The following is a 16,733-nucleotide window of genomic DNA, read 5'->3' as shown; positions in this document are numbered from 1 at the left end:
AATGAGACAGATGGACATTGCCCGGTTGCTGCGCGAAGCGCTGTTGCACAGCGGCTGTACAGGCGGGCAACTGGGCCACTTCGACAGCCACAGTACGATTGAATTGCAGATGAAGGATTTGCCCAATATCAGCGTGGGCGACGTGGACGGGGAAGTGTGGGTCTGGGCGTCGATCACGGAAGTCAGGCCCCATGCGTTCGACCATTGCGCCGTCGATCTGTGGCAGTTTTTGCTCCAGGGCAGTCGCTGGTCCCGCAGTGGGCAGTTGCACCTGTGCGAGGTTCAAGGTCAGCTCGAGTTGCGCTTGATGTGTAACGAACAGGCCCTTCGCGACGCCGAGCATTTCGCCCAGGCCCTGGACGCTTTCGTGGCCGAGATCGAAGCGTTATGCGCCATCCTGCGCTTATGACCGCGCGGCTGGAGCGACGCGCGGCTCACCCCTTGCGCTTGAGCGGCCCGTTGATCGAAGCGGCACTGGTCGGTGTGGTCATCGGTGAAGTCTGCGAGGTCCGCCAGCACTGGCGTTCGTCGCAGGTGACGGCCAGGGCGCAAGTGATCGGTTTCAAGCCGGGCGTGGTACTGCTCAGTTTGCTGGGAGATGCACGAGGGCTGTCCCGAGAGTCGCTGATCGTGCCGACTGGCTCAGTGTTACGCCTGTCTTGCAGCGAGGCCATGCTCGGCAGCGTGGTCGATCCACACGGCAGGATTGTGGAGCGACTGGCACCGTCGACGGGCTTTGATGAGCAGGACTGCCCGGTGGACGCCGATCCTCCGGCATACCATCAACGTCGACCGGTGGCGTCACCCTTGATGACCGGCATTCGGGCCATCGATGGTTTGCTGACGTGCGGTGTCGGTCAGCGCATCGGCATATTTGCCGCCGCCGGATCGGGCAAAACCTCGCTGCTCAACATGTTGATCCAGCACACCGAGGCGGACGTTTTCGTCATTGGCCTGATCGGCGAACGCGGGCGAGAGGTGACCGAATTCGTTGAACATCTGCGCCAGTCTGAAAAACGCTCGCGCTGTGTGCTGGTGTTCGCGACCTCGGACTTTTCGTCGGTGGATCGCTGCAACGCCGCACTGCAGGCCACGGCCATCGCCGAGTACTTCCGCGACCGGGGTCAGCGCGTGGTGCTGTTGCTGGACTCGTTGACCCGTTATGCCCGGGCACGGCGCGACCTGGCACTGGCGGCTGGCGAAGCGCCGGCACGCCGGGGTTACCCAGCCTCGGTGTTCGATGCCTTGCCGCGCCTGCTGGAACGCCCCGGTGTCACGGCTCGGGGCAGCATCACAGCCTGGTACACGGTGCTACTGGAAAGCGATGACGAGCCGGACCCGATGGCCGAAGAGATCCGGTCGATTCTCGACGGGCATATTTATCTGAGCCGCGATCTGGCCGCCAAGGGCCATTTTCCCGCCATCGATGTGTTGCGCAGCGTCAGCCGCGTGGCGACCCAGGTCACGACCACACAGGTTCAACAACTGGCATCGTCCACCCGTGAGCTTTTGGCGCGCCTCGAGCAGTTGCAGATATTCCTCGACTTGGGGGAGTACACACCGGGCGCCGACGCGGCCAATGATCACGCCATGCAACGCCGCGATGCCCTGATCGACTGGCTGCGTCAGCCAACGAACGAGCATTCCTCACCTGAAGAGTCGCTGCGGAGTCTGAATGAACTCATTGCCTGACAGGCGCCGGTTGCTGGCGCTGAGCGATACCCGTCAACAACGCTGCGAACGGGCTGTTTTGCGCACGCAACAGCAGTTGCTGCCATTGCGTCAGGAGCTGGCGGGTTTTGCGGAACAGGAAGCGTCGCTGCACAGCCTGCTGGCCAGCCATCGCGCGCAGGACTGCGTGCTCGACCACGGCCAACTGCTCGCATTACTGAGGCGTCAAGCGGTGATCCGGCGGCAGATTCACCTGGTGCAGCTGGAGCGCGATCGCGTTGATCGGGAGTGCCGGCAGGTCGATCAATCGTTGTGCGAACAACGCGAACAGCTGCGTTTACTGCAGCGCCAACATGGCAAATATGAACGGTCTGTCCAGCAGCTGCTGCGTGTCCAACGGCTTGAACACGTGCGTCGCGAAGAACGAGAAATTGAAGAGATGACCGGAGTACGGCGATGAGAGAGATGAGTGTGGTGCCAAGGTTACCGGCTTCAGTTGAAGCGCCGGGCCATGACGGTCCGGTGGATGAGCTGAAGGATAAATTGATACCCGTTGAAGAGGACGAGCTGCCGCAAGGGCTGCTGGATCTGGCGGCCGCCTTGCTGGTGCGTCATCGACCGATGATGGGGACGGGTCGCCATGACAGGCTTCCACCGGCTCCTTCGTCAAGCGCGGGGATCATCGAGCGTCATGATTTACAGGCGCAGGTTGAAGTGCCTGCCGCGCAAGGACGATCCGCATCGCGCCAGATGGAGCCTGTGCTTTCGGCGATGGAGCGGGTGACGATCCCGGCATCGACCGTCGAAGCGCCGCTGCCACTACCGCGGACCAACAGCGCACCACAACCACTGTCACCGCAATCTCAACCTCAGCCTCTACCTCAGTCTCAGCCATTGCCGGATCGACTGTCGCGTCCGATGGAATCGGCGCCGGTTGATCTGTCACCGCCACCCGGCAAGCCAGCCGTTGCAGACAATCTTGTTGATCTGCCCGAGGCGCTGCCCGTCGCTCAGGCTCCGCGAAGTGCCCCCACAATGGCGTCACCGGTCACCGTCCCTTCGGCAACCTTGCCACCTTCACCACCGTCGGACATCACCCTCGAAGAAGCTGCGGGCGCCAGTCGGAATTTTTTGCAGATTCCGTTCAGCAAAGGTACTGCCAGTGGCCAAGTCACGATCACTCGACTGCCAGGAGAGTTCGCGCAGAACCTGGTGCTCAATCCCAGTAATCCGCAGGTTCTCGAGCACCTCAGGGAGCCTTTCGATCAGGTTCGCGAAAGCCACTGGCGCCTCGCTGATACCGCGGATGAGCAATCCCGTCATGGTTCGCGTCAGTCGCCGGACGATGAGCAGGAAGAGCAGCAGGAACATCCGGCATGAGAACGCTGGTGCTGCGACGGGTGGATGCGCTGACGCATTCGCGTTTACAGACAGTCCGGCGTTGGCGCGAAGCCGGTCATTGCGCGGGGGTTGGCAACCTTGATGGACAGTCCGGTTTCCTGAGCTTTTGCGCGCGGGGTGAACAGGGGGACTGGCGTGGGTTGATTCAGGCTGGCGACTGGCTGCACTACTCACTGCCGCAGTTGCAATCAGTGCTGCCCGACGCGTGCTCGGGGAAAAGTATCGCCGGGCTGTTTCGCGCGGTGTCACGCCCGCTGATGCTGGAGGTGGAAGGGTTGCATGACCGGGATCTGTCCGAGATCGAGTTGACCGACTCCGTTTGCGCGCAGCAACTGCCATGGCTCGATACCGCTCGGGGCCGGGTTTGGGTGATGGATCTGCCATCGGCTCAACCTTCAAACAGGGCGCCGCAGTCCGCTTCATGGTTGAGCGATCTGCCGCTGCGCCTGGTATTGCAGTTGGGCGTCAGTCACCTCAGTCGCGCGAGCCATGGGCGGCTCAGGCAAGGCGATGTTCTGCGGATCACCCGACTGACGCACCACTGTGTGCTGGCGGAGCGGGGTATCGGCGTTTTTACGTTCACTGAAGAGGGTTTACACATGGAATTGACTGCCGTCGATTCGCACACGCAAGCGGTTGTCGAGCCTTCAAACGGTGGGGAGCTGGCTCATTTGCCGGTTCGCCTGGAGTTCGTTCTGGCGACCCGGGACATCGACCTGGGCGCGTTACAACACATCATCGACGGCCAGCTCATTGCGCTGGATCCGGACGCTTCGCAGCACATCGAAGTGCGGGCCAATGGCAAGCCGGTTGCCCGGGGAGAGCTGGTTCAGCTGGACGCGCAACTGGGTGTCGAATTGCTTGAGGTCTATCGGAACGCCAGTGATGAATGATGTCTCGCTGATTGCGCTGCTGGCCTTCGCTTCACTGTTGCCCTTCCTGGTCGCGGCCGGCACCTGTTACATCAAGTTTTCTATCGTGTTTGTCATCGTGCGTAACGCCCTCGGGCTGCAGCAGGTGCCGTCGAACATGTCGCTCAATGCCATCGCGCTGATGATGGCGATTTTCGTCATGACGCCGGTGATGAAACAGGGCTATGGCTACTACAAGGAACAACAGATTGCGTTCACCGACGTGGAATCGGTGGTGGATTTTGCCGAGAACGGCTTGGGTGGCTACAAGGATTACCTGCGCAAATACACTGATCCAGAACTGGCGCAGTTCTTCGAGCGCGCCCAGGCGCTCCAGAGTGAAACCGAGCCCGGACTGCCCGATGATGATCAGCTTGAACCTTCCCTGTTTTCGCTGTTACCGGCTTACGCACTGAGCGAAATCAAGAGTGCCTTCAAGATCGGCTTTTACCTGTATCTGCCGTTCGTGATCGTCGACCTGGTGATCTCCAGCATCCTGCTGGCGCTGGGCATGATGATGATGAGTCCGGTGATCATTTCAGTGCCGATCAAGCTGGTGTTGTTTGTCGCCCTGGATGGCTGGGCGCTGCTTTCTACCGGGCTGGTCAAGCAATACCTGACCTTGCTGGCTTAGGGGGCCCTGATGAACGATCTGGTGTATGCCGGCAATAAAACCCTGTACCTGATTCTGTTGATGGTGGCCTGGCCGATCATTGTGGCCACCGTGGTCGGGCTGGTGGTGGGTCTGGTGCAGACCGTCACTCAGTTGCAGGAGCAGACGCTGCCGTTCGGCTTCAAACTGTTGGCCGTCGCGGCGTGCCTGTTCCTGCTCTCGGGTTGGTACGGCGAAACCTTGCTTGATTTCAGTCGTGAAGTCATGCGTCTGGCCCTGGGGTAGGCCAATGACGGTTTCGCTGTTTTTCGATCTGTATGCGTTGTTCGCCGCTGCGCTCCTGGGGTTCGCGCGGCTGGCGCCGATTTTTTTCATGTTGCCGTTCTTGAACAGCGGCGTGCTGACCGGCGCTCCACGTCAGGCGGTGATCGTGCTGGTGGCGCTGGGGTTCTGGGCGTACGTAGGTGAGCCGCTGCCTCGTCTCGACGGGCTAGCGTTTTTCGGCCTGTTATTGCGCGAGGCAGGTATCGGCGCTCTGCTCGGGTGCCTGCTGTGTTGGCCGTTCTGGGTGCTGCACGCCATGGGCAATCTCATCGACAACCAGCGCGGCGCCATGCTCAGCAGCACGGTGGACCCGGCCAACGGTGTCGATACCTCGGAGTTGGCCAACTTTCTGCAATTATTCGCCGCTGCGGTTTACCTCGAGGGCGGCGGGATGCTGTTGATGCTGGAAACCGTCGGCTATAGCTATCGTATCTGCGCGCCGGTCAGCTGCGAAATACAGTTGCAGCCCGTCATGACGTTGCTCGATGCCCTGGTCAGCAAGACATTGGTGATTAGCGCACCGGTGGTGGCCACGTTACTGGTCAGCGAGGCATTACTGGGATTGCTCTCGCGGTATGCACCGCAGATGAATGCGTTTTCGGTGTCGCTGACGGTCAAGAGCCTGGTGGCGCTGGTGGTGTTGATCCTGTATTTCGGCGCGCACTTGCCGGACGAAATCCTGCGCATGGGAAGCCAGTTCCAGGCGCCCGACGCTTTCCTCAACGGGGAGGTCGCCGATGTCTTCCAGCGCGTCGAAAACTGAGAAACCCACCCCCAAGCGTCTGCGGGATGCCTCGCGCAAGGGCCAGACCTTCAAGGCCAAAGACCTGGTGGTCACCTGCCTGACACTGTGCGGCATCACCTACATGGTATTCAACAGTTCGCTGCTGGAAATCATGGAAGTCTACCGGCGCATCATCGCCAGTGATTTCGACGCCGACCTGCAAAAGTATTCGGCGATGTTGGTGGTCGTCGGGCTCAAGGCGTTGTTGCCGTTGCTGTTGGTGTGCGTGTTGACCAGCGCTTTGCCTGCGTTGCTGCAAAGTGGTTTTGCGCTGGCCAGTGAAGCGCTGAAGCTCAACCTGGGGGCCTTGAACCCAATCAACGGTTTCAAAAAACTGTTCAGCCTGCGCACCGTCAAGGACACGGTCAAGGCGCTGTTGTACCTGGGCAGTTTTGCCATGGCGCTGTGGATTGTCTGGGTGACGCAACGGCATTTGCTGTTTGCCCAACTGTTCGCCCAGGCGCCAGATCTGTTTGCGATCTGGGGCCACCTGCTGCTGGTGCTGGTGTTGGCTTTTCTGGGGTGCGTCCTGTTGATCGTCGTGCTCGATTCGCTGTGCGAATACTGGCTGTTCATCAAAGAACAGATGATGGATTTGCATTCGGTAAAGCGCGAACACAAGGAGCAGGACGGTAATCCGGAAATCAAGGGACGCCGGCGCGACCTGCATATGGAGCTGCTGTCGGAGCAGGTCAAGTCCGACGTGCGCAACTCGCGCATGATCATCGCCAACCCCACACACATTGCGATCGGTGTGTATTTCCGGCCGGAAATCACGGTGCTGCCGTTCATTTCCCTGATGGAAACCAACCAGCGAGCCCTTGCTGTCCGGGCCTATGCCCGGGAGGTCGGTGTGCCGGTGGTAAGCGACATCGCCCTGGCACGGCGGATCTTCAAGACCCATCAACGCTACAGCTTCATTCAGGTTGAGGAAGTTGAAGAAGTGCTGCGCCTGCTGATCTGGCTCGAGCAGGTAGAGCAGGCCTGATCCCGTCCCGTTTCCTTTCTCCGAAGGCTGGCATGAGCGCAATTTGGCAGCGTGCTCACCAGCGCTTTGGCTCAATGCACCTGTCAGCGGCGCTGACGTTTTTCAGGAGTGTGGCCGATGAGTCGCAACAATCAACAAGATGAAGAGTTGGCCAGGCAGGTCGTGGATGCAGTGCTCGCGGGCGCACCGCTGAAGGAGGTGCAAGGCATCAGCGACGAGCACATGGAAGGCCTGTACGCCTTTGCGTTCCAGTTCTATGAACAGGGACGGCTGGACGATGCCGAGAAGTTCTTTCACTTCCTGTGCATCTACGACATTTACAACAGCCATTACTGGCTGGGGCTGGCTGCCGTGCATCAGCTCAAGCAAAACCACCAGAGAGCGATCGATCTGTATGCCATCGCGTTTGCCCAAGGCAAAGACGACTGCCGGCCCATGTTCTACACCGGCCAATGTCAACTCGCCCTGGGCAAGGTTGGCAAAGCGCGGTTGTGTTTTGAATGCGTGATCGAGCAGACCACGGAAGCGGATCTGCGCGCGCAAGCCCAGGTGTATCTCGACACCCTGGACCACCTGCATAGCACTGTTCGGAGGACTGAACATGAGTGAAATCAGAAGTACATCCAACCCGTCAATCCGGGGAACCCTTGGCCGTGCCGAGGCAATTGAAATCTACGGCAAGGCCGCCAGCCAGGCTGCCAGAACGCTTGACTACCAGAAGGCCGGTCAGGAAGCGCTGGCGGGTCTGATGTCGGTGCACTACGACGGTGACAAGGCTCAATCCGCCGCGGTTGCCGGTCGACCGCAGTTGCATGCACCCGTGCAACCCCACGGCGACAAACCGAAAGCGGAGGGGGACTTGTTCACCTTCCTGATGGCAATGCTCAGCGAATTGTTCAGCGAGGTTGACACCAACAAACTGAAAAATCGTCTGGCCATGTTGCAGGCGATGGCCGGCGCGAAACAACAAGGTCATGAAAAGCTGGCAGGTGAATACCAGTCTGCTGTCGATGCCTTGGCGGCGGCTGAAGAGGCCGTCGGCGGCAGTCAGGAGAAACTCGAAAAACTGCGCGAGCGGGTCCAGCATTTCCAGGGCCTGCTTGACGCAAGCGAGGCGCGTCTGGCGCAGCTGGACCCTGACTCCCCCGAGTACGCACGGGAGTTGGCGGTGCGCGATCAACTCAAAGGCGAGCTGGCGGGCCACACCCAGGCCTTTAAACAAGCCACCGATGCCCATCTGAAACTGGTAGACGTGGCCAACGCCGCGGCCAAAACCCTGGCAGTCGTCTCCGAGAAGGTACAGGCAGCGGGGCTCGCAGGCCCATCCATCAAACAGTCTGAAGAGAAGGCGCTGAGCAGTAGCGCACTGGCGCTGCTCAATCGGTTAAAGCTCATCGAATTACTGGGCGAGTCGGCGCAAAACAAGGAGGAGCTCAGTCAGGAGCTGTTTCTGGAATTGCAGGCCAAGCTGCAAGAGAAAATGCAGCTGGAGTCGGATAAATACCTGGAAGAAGTGCGCAAAGCCGAGGCCATGCAGAAAACCATGGGCTGTATCGGCATGATCGTTGGCGCCCTGTTGACCGTCGCAACCATTGCGGCCGGCGTGTTGACTGCCAATCCGGTGCTGATCGCGGTGGGTGTGATTGGCGCGGCGGTGATGATTTCCGATGCCGTGGTCAAGGAAGCCACCGGGGTGTCGTTCATGGCTGAGGCCATGAAGCCGCTGATGACGGTGATGCAGGAAGCCATCAAGTTGTTTACCGATCTCTACACCAAACTGCTGATTGCCTTTGGCGTCGATCCGGAGACCGCGAAGGAAATTGCGCAAATCGCCGGCATGATCCAGGGCATCGCGTCGACCCTCGCCGCCATCGCCCTGACGGCATTGGTCGGGGTCCAAGTGATCGGGCCGATGGTGAGCGCCGCTGCCTCGAAACTGGCGACGGTGATTGCGCAAGCGGCACCCGCGGCGATGCAGGCGATGAAGCAGGTGGCGTCCTCGGTGGGTAACACGCTGACCCAGTTGCTGACGCAACTGCGCAGCTTCATCACCAACGGTGCCGATCCCGTGGCCCTGGCCCGTTACGCGGCCAATCTTGAAATCGCTCAAGCCGTCACCGAGTTCGGCAGTGTAGCGGCGCAAAGCACGCTTCAGATCAGAAGCGGCGTACACCAGGCGCAGGCCGCCGAGCACTTGGCGGACGTGCGGATACGCATGGCCGTCAGTGAAGAAATTACCACCTACCTCACGCGCGTGGTCGAGGACTACGGACGCGCGATGCAGGAGCGTACCCGCCAGATCGAGCAAGTGTTTGCCGATATGCAACGCAGCCACTCGGTCAGCCTGAACATGGTTCGGCACGTTTGAAATCAATCATAAAAGGAATTCGTCATGGACATGATTAATGGTGTGAGGGCGTTGGCTCAACGCCCGATCAGTTTTACTCCAGAGATTAAAAGGGACTCGCTTCGTCCACTCGGTGATTCAGCGTTGGGCGATAAGGTTGGTAAGGGGCAGGTGCTCGATAGGGCGGCGATCGCCAGCTATACACCAGAGGAGCTGGACCTGAAAGTCACCGACCATGAGATCAGCGAGTCTGACCGGCAGGACTTTGTCGCCGCCTCAAAGATGCCCGGCAATGAAGCGCCCAACGATCTGGTGTTCGACCCCGGCGCCTGGGAGAAACATGCGAACGTATTGGTCGCCGCGATCATTGCATTGAACATCGCTCGAGTGACCAACGCCGAGTTGCGCGGGCATTTCAGCATCATGGCCGCCGACGCCGCCAAGTCCCAGGGCGCGGCAATCGTGGAGACTGGCAAGGCCGGTCTGTACAGCGCCATTACTGGCGCGGTGGTCTCCGGCGCGATAGCCGGTTTTGCAATGGTGAAAACCTTCCAGGGACAAGGGCTGAAACACGCGGACATTAACCTGCACAAACGCAATTCGCTGGACGCCAACAACATCGAGCGGGACCTGAAGCGTGATCGCGCCAGCGATGACTGGAGTCCGGACACGACCCACAAAATCAAGGTTTTCGATGATTTCGGCAGGTCGAAGACCGTGGACTTCAAGCCCGAGGGCGCCACGCTGACGGCTAAGGAACAGGCGTGGTTTGACGCTGAAATGCTCAAGGCGCAAAAAGTCGGCCAGACCTCTGACTGGTTGAGCCAGATGGGCAGCGGCAGCATCGAAAAGAAACTTGAAATCGGTCGGGCGCTCAACGCCATGTCAATGAGCCTGAGCCAGGTGATGTCCAGCATTGTGCGGATGGATGAATTCGCCGCCCGCGCAAAAGAAACGCTGCAGCAAAGTGCGCAAAACACTCAGAAAAGTCTAAGCGACGAAGTGGGGCAGAAAGACTCGGCCGACGCGGCGCTGTTGCAAAAGCTTATGGACATCGTGATGCAGCTTTTCCAGTCGCGTATTGAAGTCATTGGCGCGCTGACGCGCGCTTGATAGGAGAATGAAATGATAATTCCTGGCTTTAACCCGGCGAGTGGCCGACCTCCCGCACATGGCAATGAAAGGCTGCCCGCGTCCTCATTACCCGAACTAATACCCGAAGTTCCGCTGGCTTTTTCGTCGGCTCAAATGCTGGAACGCTCGGCGCAAGCACTCAATCGCAACCTTGAGAACATGCTCAGGTGTCAGCCGAACATCAACAAAGTCGTTGGTGACCTCTTGAACGGTGGCTCTGCGGAAAGTTCTATAGCGGAGTTTGCCGAACAGACCCAGGCCAAGCGCATTCGCTCGCAGATGTGGGCGCAACAAGCGCAGGTATGTTGTTCGGTGATGAAATCTGGCATTAACACGCTGTCAGAGGAACAGCTTCAGCAAGTTCTAACCGAACAGAAACGAGTTTTGGGTGAACTGAACAGCGAGCCAGTTCCAACTGAAGTTGAAGATCAATTCGAAGCAGTGATCAACTCGCCAAACGACTTCTTCGAAAAACTGCTGGAACTGATCGAACTGATCAAGAACGGTTACCTGGCAGGCTACGAACACATCATCGCCGCTTACTCCGACTTCTTTGCCGATTTCAACAAAGAAATCACTGCACAGATGAAAGACTGGATTGAAGGCGCGAATGACGGGAAGGAAGTTAAATTAAACGCCGGCGCGATCCGGGCCGCCTTGCAGTCACTGATTAATAAATATTCACATCCGAATCCCGCAGCGGTGTTATTCCCGGCGCCGGGCATGGAAGGCGCCACCCGAGAAGAAGCCGAAAAATGGCGCTTGGCGCTAGGCCTTCCCGCCAACTGCCTCCAGGAAAATGACGACGGCACGTACAGCGTGGTCATGGACCTTGGGCCTTTGACCATCATGAAGGACAGCTTGCCTAGTGGTGGTACGGTTACTTGGGATACATCAAAATTCCAGGCCTGGCAAACCGGCTTCAATGCCCAGGAGGAACGCATGAAAAACATGCTGCAGTCCTTCACGCAGAAGTATTCCAATGCCAACTCTTATCATGACAACTTTAATAAGACGCTGTCTTCTCATCTTAATCAGTTTACTGACATGTTGAAGGCGATGTTGAATTTTTGAGTGCGCACTTCATAAGTGGAGCGTCCTCTTGGTGGAAGTTGTTCGCTGCTTGGGATGTGAAAATTTGTTCGTGGTGAAGAGGGTTGCTTTGTTGTGGTTTATCGAGGTTGAATTTATGTGGCTTTAATAGCTTAAGTAAGGGGTTATATTTTGAGAGGGAGCTTGGTTGTCAGTGGTGATGTCTGAGTCGATATTGAATAATGTTGAGGGGGGAGGAGTGGGGGCGCAATTAAATAGTAGTTTGGGTATAAGTGCAGTGCATTGTAGAAATATTGAGGCTCTTGATCTAGAAACTGTTGGTGGCAGAGTTAGGTCGTCTTTTATGGGGGCTGGTAATTCTGCCTGTACGTTTCAGCGTAGGCTCGATAGTTTTGGCATAGATGTTTCTTTAACTAAAATGGAGTGTGCGTTGGACAGGAGCACTCCTGTAGTTTTTTCACATAAGCCCATTGGTGGGGAAGCTAAGCTTGAGTCTGGGCTGTTTATTTCGGATAAAAGCTCCGGAGATCGTTATGGTGAATTCAGGTTTTATTCGGGGCTGGGAGCCAAGAAGTACCAAGCGCCAGAGTGTAATGTTTTGGTTTTTGATGCGGAAAGTCTGAAGTCGCTAAGCAACACTTATCATAGGGTTAAGGGTGTCACACAGTTTTTGAGAGACCTTCTTGATATGGTTCCGTGCAAGGATTTGTCTGGTTATGAACTTGCTCGTGATCGATTTTCGTATTTCAATCCTTGTGATGCTACCACTAACGGCTTTTTGATTTTTCCCAACTTACCCTATATAGACTTCAGGGAGTATTCAGAGGAGCCTATGATTCTAAAGGAAAGAAAGTCGGGTATTACGTTGGGGGTTTGGGCAATTCATCCTAATCAAAATCTATCGTTCATCGAAGAAATTTGTACGCAACCTGGTGTGCGCTTGGACGGTCATCGAAAGGATGATTATGCTAACAATAAACGTGCCCTGTATGAAATAGAGTCGGGGACTGGTATTAAGTATCTTTCGTCGGTGCTTGACCTGGTGGAGGGAGATGTTCCTATGTTAAGAAAATTGAAGGAAGATGTGGTTTGCAATCTTTCAGAAGTTTATGGTGTCGATCATGTAGTTGACAAAGTGAAGCTTTTTTTTCATTTTCCTGTAGCTGAAAAAACTGCGACATTACACCTTCATGTATGGGTAAATAAGGCTGAGCATCCGCTTAATAACGCAAGATCTTTTGAGCTTGATGAGGTTATTGAATGTCTGGAGGCTGGTAGAACCATGGTCGATATGATTCTAGGTAGAAATGGTGGGAAGTATCTTGTGCCAGTTACAGACGAAATCGGTTCTATCAGTGGAATACCGAATTTCGGAAAAGTAAAAAACAAATTTATATTTAATATCTTTTGATAATGGTAAGTTTGTGTTTGAGGGTGTTTGATGGTGTTTGAGGGTGTTTGAGGGTGTTTGAGGGTGTTTGAGAGGTTATGTTATTGGGCTTCAAGTGGAGCGGTTTTGATAGGTTGTGTATTGTTTAAATCAATGCTGGTTTTTAAAAGAGGTCGTGAATTGTGAATGAGGAGTTTGGGGTCGATCTTCAGGTAATAGACGTCTTGTCTCACTGTTTTCTGGCGGGCCATGGGAAAATAGAAGTTGAGTCGCGATTAGTGGAAGATTTGTATATTGATTCGATGGGGTTGGTTGAAGTTGTCATGGCGCTAAATGAGCTTTTCGAAATCGACCTGCCTGAAAAAGATATATCGGAGTGGAGGTCCGTGGCTGATATCTGCGCTGCAGTAAGACGCTACAAATAATTTTGGTTTTAATTTTGAAGTTGTCGTAATTTCAAAGAAAACGAAGAAGGTTTGCTTGTTTCAAGGTGTTCGATGTCTGGCTGATAACTCATTGTGAAGATAAGCTGTCAACCAGACTTCTTATGTGTTGTGAGTGCAAGTCACAAGGTATTAAGTTTCTTGCGGGCTTCGAAACATGGATGAGCCCTCGAAAGGCTGGGAGAGAGGTAGGAGATACGGGTTATGAACTGACCCTTTATTTGGAATGTCTTGAATAGCCGCAACACTCTCATGTGCGCCTGTATAAAATACCCCATTATTTCTTCCTAGAATCATGTCAATTATACTTCTACCACTCCGTAGCGTATCGATGACTTCTATAAGCTCAAATGATCTGGCCTCGTTGAGGGGATGATCTGCTTTGTTTACGCGGGCATGGAGGTGCAAAGTAGAGGTTTCTTCCGCTACTGGGAAATGAAAAAACAGTTGTACTTTATCCTTAGCTTTATCAGCTTCATAAACGTTATATAGATGGTCTAAGATGTGTGTGTGTAATGTTTCTAACATTGGGACGTCCCTCACATCCAAGTCTAGGATGCTCGAAAGATATTTCACAGTCGTCCCGGATTCCATCTCATGGGCGGTCCGATTGTCGGTTGAATGGTGATCGAGAGTATTTAATCTGCTCAGATTTTCCATGCCTTTCATGTGATTAATTAGACGTAGGTCTTGATTCGGGTGTACCGCATATGCACACACCGCAATACCTTCTTTTTTGTCCTTCATGCTGGTAGGCGTTTTAAGTAGCGATGGGGTGTCGATGTAGGGTAGGTTGGGAAAAATCAGGAAGCCATTTGATTGCGCGTCATCAGGAGCTAAATAGGAAAATAGCTCAGGGTTGCTAATGTATGTGTTCAAATCTTTGCAAGGGCGAAGTGCAAGTAGGTCGCTCAGAAACTTAGTAGCGCCTGGTACTTCATGGTAGGTTTTACTCAGCCTCTCTAGACTTGTTTTGTCAAATTCCAGTTTGGCGACTTGTGATGTTTGATATTTTTTTGCTCCGCGGCCCTGATAAAACTTGAAGTCGCCGTACGCATCTCCATTTTTTGGATTGGAGATATACAGACCTGTCTCCAGCTTGTAGTTGCCTGCGTGGTCTTTGTGTGCAAGTACTGTCATCTGATCTGCAGCATTCGTTCCTGTCATCTTGTTCTTTTGTATGTCAATTCCATATTTGTCAAGTGTTCGGCAAAATTCTCGCGAAGAGCTAGTTGCATAATTAAGTTTCCCCGCCGTTACGCCATGTGACCTTTCTTTAAAGTTGGTTTCCAGGTTGGTCGAACTAAGTCCTGTAAGCGAGCTAATATTTGGGAAGTGCATTTTAACCCTTATATATCGGTTGGTTGAAGTTTGCTGCTTGCAAAGATTGCATTGCGTAAATTTGTGCGGCTTGTAAAAAACGCTTATTTCAAGGGTTTAATAGTTTCATGATTTATTAAAAATTCCGTCATTGCTTGGCTCTTACAGCTGTCGAAGTAAAGCGCTGTAGATGTTTTTCAGATGTTTATTAAGAAGTGTGGGCTTTAGATGGATGTTTTATGTTTTATGTTTTATGTTTTATGTTTTTATATGTAATGTGCTTGAGGCGACGAAAAATCTCAATATTGTTCATTTTGCGATGGTGACGTGATCGTGGGGGAATTGTCCTACAGCTTTCATTTTAATTTCCTACCAGTAAAAGATTGTAGTCCTACGGATAGTTCTCGCTCAACTTCTTATAGTCCTAACGCTTGTCATCTTGAGCCTGCTTAATCACAGGTTTAATTGCGCTTCAGTACCTTTCTATAGAGATGTCTCAAAGTATGGACAGTGCAACTGATCACCCACCATTCAGGTCATTTGTTTTTGACCAATGGCTACTGCAAAGCGATGGAACGCTGATGCGAGACGGCAAAGGAATACACGTCCCCCCCAAAGAGCTACAGGTACTGCGTCTGCTGCTTGGCTCGGCCGGCTCGGTCATCAGCAAGGACCACCTGCTGGACCGCGTATGGTCCGGGATTGATGCCGCCGAGGAGTCGTTGACTCGCTGCATCTACGCCTTGCGCAAGCTGCTCAAGGACAACAAGGACTTCATTGCGACGGTGTACGGCCAGGGTTATCGATTCACCTGCCCGGTTGCAGTGGTCGATCCATCCGGGCTAGTGCCGGCCACGGTACCGTCGCTGGCGGTTTTGGCTTTTCGCGGTGTGAGCGAGGCGAATGCTCTGGATATGCAGGATGCGGTGATCCGTCAGCTCACCACGGCATTCGGCGCAGCGCTGCGGGTTGTCCCTTCGGGGTTGATGGCTGAGTTTGATCAACGGACCGACGCCCGGGATTTGGTCAGGTGTTTGATGCCGGACTTCTACCTCAGCGGGCGCTGTACTCGCCCGGGCGAGCAAGCGCAGTGGTCGGTCGAGTTGATACGTGGCAGTGATCACGTTCTGCTACATGGGCAAATCCTGGGTGGCGATGGCCTGGGGGAGGCGCTCGCAGAGTTGACCTGTCTTGTCGCGCAGCGCCTGCCGGGGCTGCGTCCCTCTGGAAGCTTCTGCACTTCCTATCCTGCCGTGGTGGCTTATCTCAATGGCTTGTGCAGTGTGCAACGTCACACCCCGCAAAGCCTGCGCGACGCGCTGGTGCAATTTCAATACTGCCTGCAACTGGATGAACGTTATGCCGCTGCGTGGTGTGGCGTGGCCGATGCGTGGCTGGGAAAGGCGATGCTGGGTCTGTGTGAGCAGGAACGGGCAATCGATGGGGCTCATTCGGCCCTGTCCAGGGCATTGTCGCTGGACCCCGACAGTGCGCAAGCACTGCCGCGGCTGGCCTTGCTGACCAGCCTTCGAGGGTGCGACGACGCTGCGCAAGTGCTGTTTCGCCGCTGTTTGCTGACAGCCGATCAGGCCGATGTCCATTACCTCCACGCCTGGCACCACTGGTTTTGGCGGCGCAACGATCAGGCGGCTCAAAGTATCGACAAGTGTCTGCGCCACGACTCGAACTGTGTCCGGGCGAAGATTCTGCGGGTGCGCATCACGCTCACGGAAAATCCTCATGAAGTCATGTTCATGGCACGGAAAACCTTGCAACAGGACAATGGCAGGCGCCTGGCATGAGCGGTCGGGTCACGGGTGGGCTCCTGATGTTGATAGGTTGGGTGGCCGAACCCGCGCATGCTTATTGCTGGGGCCAGGCGGGCCGGCAGCACGCCATTGAACCCGAACTGCTGCAGGCCATTGCCGAGGTGGAGTCCGGGCAGCTGCCGAACGCGTTGAACTACAACAAGGACGGCTCGCGGGATATCGGGCTGATGCAGATCAACAGCTTTCATCTGCCGCGCCTGCGTGCACAGGGCATTACCGAACAACGGTTATTGGCTGAACCCTGTCTGTCCGTTGAAGTCGGGGCGGCGGTGCTGGCCGGTTTTGTGGCTCGTTACGGCTACAACTGGACGGCCGTCGGCGCTTACAACGCCGGTAACGCGCCTGATCGGCAAGCGGCCCGTCTGCGCTATGCGCAAAAGGTGTGGAAGCGTTACCGCATGTTAACCCCCAAAGTACTCGGGCAGCCCCGGACACCGAACGCAACGGCTGATTCTGATCATCGGCGTGCGAAACCGGCAGAATTCGATCAGGAACATCCCGGGTAATGTTCCTAGCATGGACGCT

18 protein-coding genes are annotated in these 16,733 nt (G+C 55.3%); 17 read left to right on the top strand and 1 reads right to left on the bottom strand.

Annotated features, from left to right (window positions below):
- Position 1: 1 nt before the first annotated feature.
- The 15 genes from IC37_RS18260 to IC37_RS18190 all read left to right on the top strand — a co-directional run bounded on the left by IC37_RS18260 (position 2) and on the right by IC37_RS18190 (position 13,041).
- A complete protein-coding gene (locus IC37_RS18260; RefSeq protein ID WP_030127917.1) occupies positions 2–409 on the top strand; it encodes an invasion protein B family in 408 nt (135 codons plus the stop codon).
- Entirely contained in the window at positions 406–1,692 is a 1,287-nt protein-coding gene (sctN, locus tag IC37_RS18255; RefSeq protein ID WP_030127916.1) for a type III secretion system ATPase SctN, read from the top strand. Before IC37_RS18260 ends, sctN begins: the two co-directional genes overlap by 4 nt.
- Positions 1,676–2,131, top strand: coding sequence for a type III secretion protein (locus IC37_RS18250; RefSeq protein WP_030127915.1), 456 nt, complete (start codon positions 1,676–1,678; stop codon positions 2,129–2,131). The genes sctN and IC37_RS18250 overlap by 17 nt, the downstream gene beginning before the upstream one ends.
- Positions 2,128–3,051, top strand: a complete 924-nt coding sequence (locus IC37_RS18245) for a hypothetical protein (RefSeq protein WP_030127914.1) — start codon at positions 2,128–2,130, stop codon at positions 3,049–3,051. The genes IC37_RS18250 and IC37_RS18245 overlap by 4 nt, the downstream gene beginning before the upstream one ends.
- Positions 3,048–3,965: a FliM/FliN family flagellar motor switch protein gene (locus IC37_RS18240; RefSeq protein WP_030127913.1), complete on the top strand. Its 918-nt coding sequence runs from the start codon at positions 3,048–3,050 to the stop codon at positions 3,963–3,965. The genes IC37_RS18245 and IC37_RS18240 overlap by 4 nt, the downstream gene beginning before the upstream one ends.
- Complete coding sequence (locus IC37_RS18235; RefSeq protein ID WP_030127912.1) at positions 3,958–4,617, top strand: EscR/YscR/HrcR family type III secretion system export apparatus protein; 660 nt, start codon at positions 3,958–3,960, stop codon at positions 4,615–4,617. The genes IC37_RS18240 and IC37_RS18235 overlap by 8 nt, the downstream gene beginning before the upstream one ends.
- A gap of 9 nt (positions 4,618–4,626) precedes the next feature.
- Positions 4,627–4,881, top strand: coding sequence for an EscS/YscS/HrcS family type III secretion system export apparatus protein (locus tag IC37_RS18230; protein WP_030127911.1), 255 nt, complete (start codon positions 4,627–4,629; stop codon positions 4,879–4,881).
- A gap of 4 nt (positions 4,882–4,885) precedes the next feature.
- On the top strand, positions 4,886–5,683 hold the full coding sequence (gene sctT / locus IC37_RS18225; protein ID WP_030127910.1) for a type III secretion system export apparatus subunit SctT: 798 nt from the start codon (positions 4,886–4,888) through the stop codon (positions 5,681–5,683).
- A complete protein-coding gene (locus IC37_RS18220; protein ID WP_030127909.1) occupies positions 5,658–6,692 on the top strand; it encodes an EscU/YscU/HrcU family type III secretion system export apparatus switch protein in 1,035 nt (344 codons plus the stop codon). The genes sctT and IC37_RS18220 overlap by 26 nt, the downstream gene beginning before the upstream one ends.
- Before the next feature lie 117 nt (positions 6,693–6,809).
- Positions 6,810–7,301 (top strand): type III secretion system translocator chaperone SicA, encoded by a 492-nt coding sequence (gene sicA, locus IC37_RS18215; RefSeq protein ID WP_030127908.1) that lies wholly within the window; start codon positions 6,810–6,812, stop codon positions 7,299–7,301.
- A complete protein-coding gene (gene sctE, locus IC37_RS18210) occupies positions 7,294–9,060 on the top strand; it encodes a type III secretion system translocon subunit SctE (protein WP_030127907.1) in 1,767 nt (588 codons plus the stop codon). The genes sicA and sctE overlap by 8 nt, the downstream gene beginning before the upstream one ends.
- A gap of 24 nt (positions 9,061–9,084) precedes the next feature.
- On the top strand, positions 9,085–10,152 hold the full coding sequence (locus IC37_RS18205; protein WP_051414779.1) for an IpaC/SipC family type III secretion system effector: 1,068 nt from the start codon (positions 9,085–9,087) through the stop codon (positions 10,150–10,152).
- Positions 10,153–10,164: 12 nt separating this feature from the next.
- Positions 10,165–11,247, top strand: coding sequence for an IpaD/SipD/SspD family type III secretion system needle tip protein (locus tag IC37_RS18200; protein ID WP_030127905.1), 1,083 nt, complete (start codon positions 10,165–10,167; stop codon positions 11,245–11,247).
- Between the two features lie 166 nt (positions 11,248–11,413).
- Entirely contained in the window at positions 11,414–12,637 is a 1,224-nt protein-coding gene (locus IC37_RS18195) for a hypothetical protein (RefSeq protein ID WP_143519219.1), read from the top strand.
- Positions 12,638–12,798: 161 nt separating this feature from the next.
- Entirely contained in the window at positions 12,799–13,041 is a 243-nt protein-coding gene (locus IC37_RS18190) for a phosphopantetheine-binding protein (protein ID WP_256580756.1), read from the top strand.
- Positions 13,042–13,191: 150 nt separating this feature from the next.
- On the opposite strand, the gene IC37_RS18185 is transcribed toward IC37_RS18190, so the two are convergent.
- Entirely contained in the window at positions 13,192–14,400 is a 1,209-nt protein-coding gene (locus IC37_RS18185) for a hypothetical protein (protein ID WP_143519218.1), read from the bottom strand.
- Positions 14,401–14,960: 560 nt separating this feature from the next.
- On the opposite strand from IC37_RS18185, the gene IC37_RS18180 reads away from it, so the two are divergent.
- Complete coding sequence (locus tag IC37_RS18180) at positions 14,961–16,181, top strand: winged helix-turn-helix domain-containing protein (RefSeq protein WP_256580755.1); 1,221 nt, start codon at positions 14,961–14,963, stop codon at positions 16,179–16,181.
- Between the two features lie 26 nt (positions 16,182–16,207).
- A complete protein-coding gene (locus IC37_RS18175) occupies positions 16,208–16,714 on the top strand; it encodes a transglycosylase SLT domain-containing protein (RefSeq protein WP_030127900.1) in 507 nt (168 codons plus the stop codon).
- The last annotated feature ends 19 nt before the right edge of the window (positions 16,715–16,733 follow it).

Origin of the sequence: Pseudomonas sp. QTF5 (assembly GCF_000512695.2) — a bacterium.
Classification (GTDB): Bacteria; Pseudomonadota; Gammaproteobacteria; order Pseudomonadales; family Pseudomonadaceae; genus Aquipseudomonas.
This window is presented reverse-complemented; position numbering and strand designations above follow the sequence as displayed.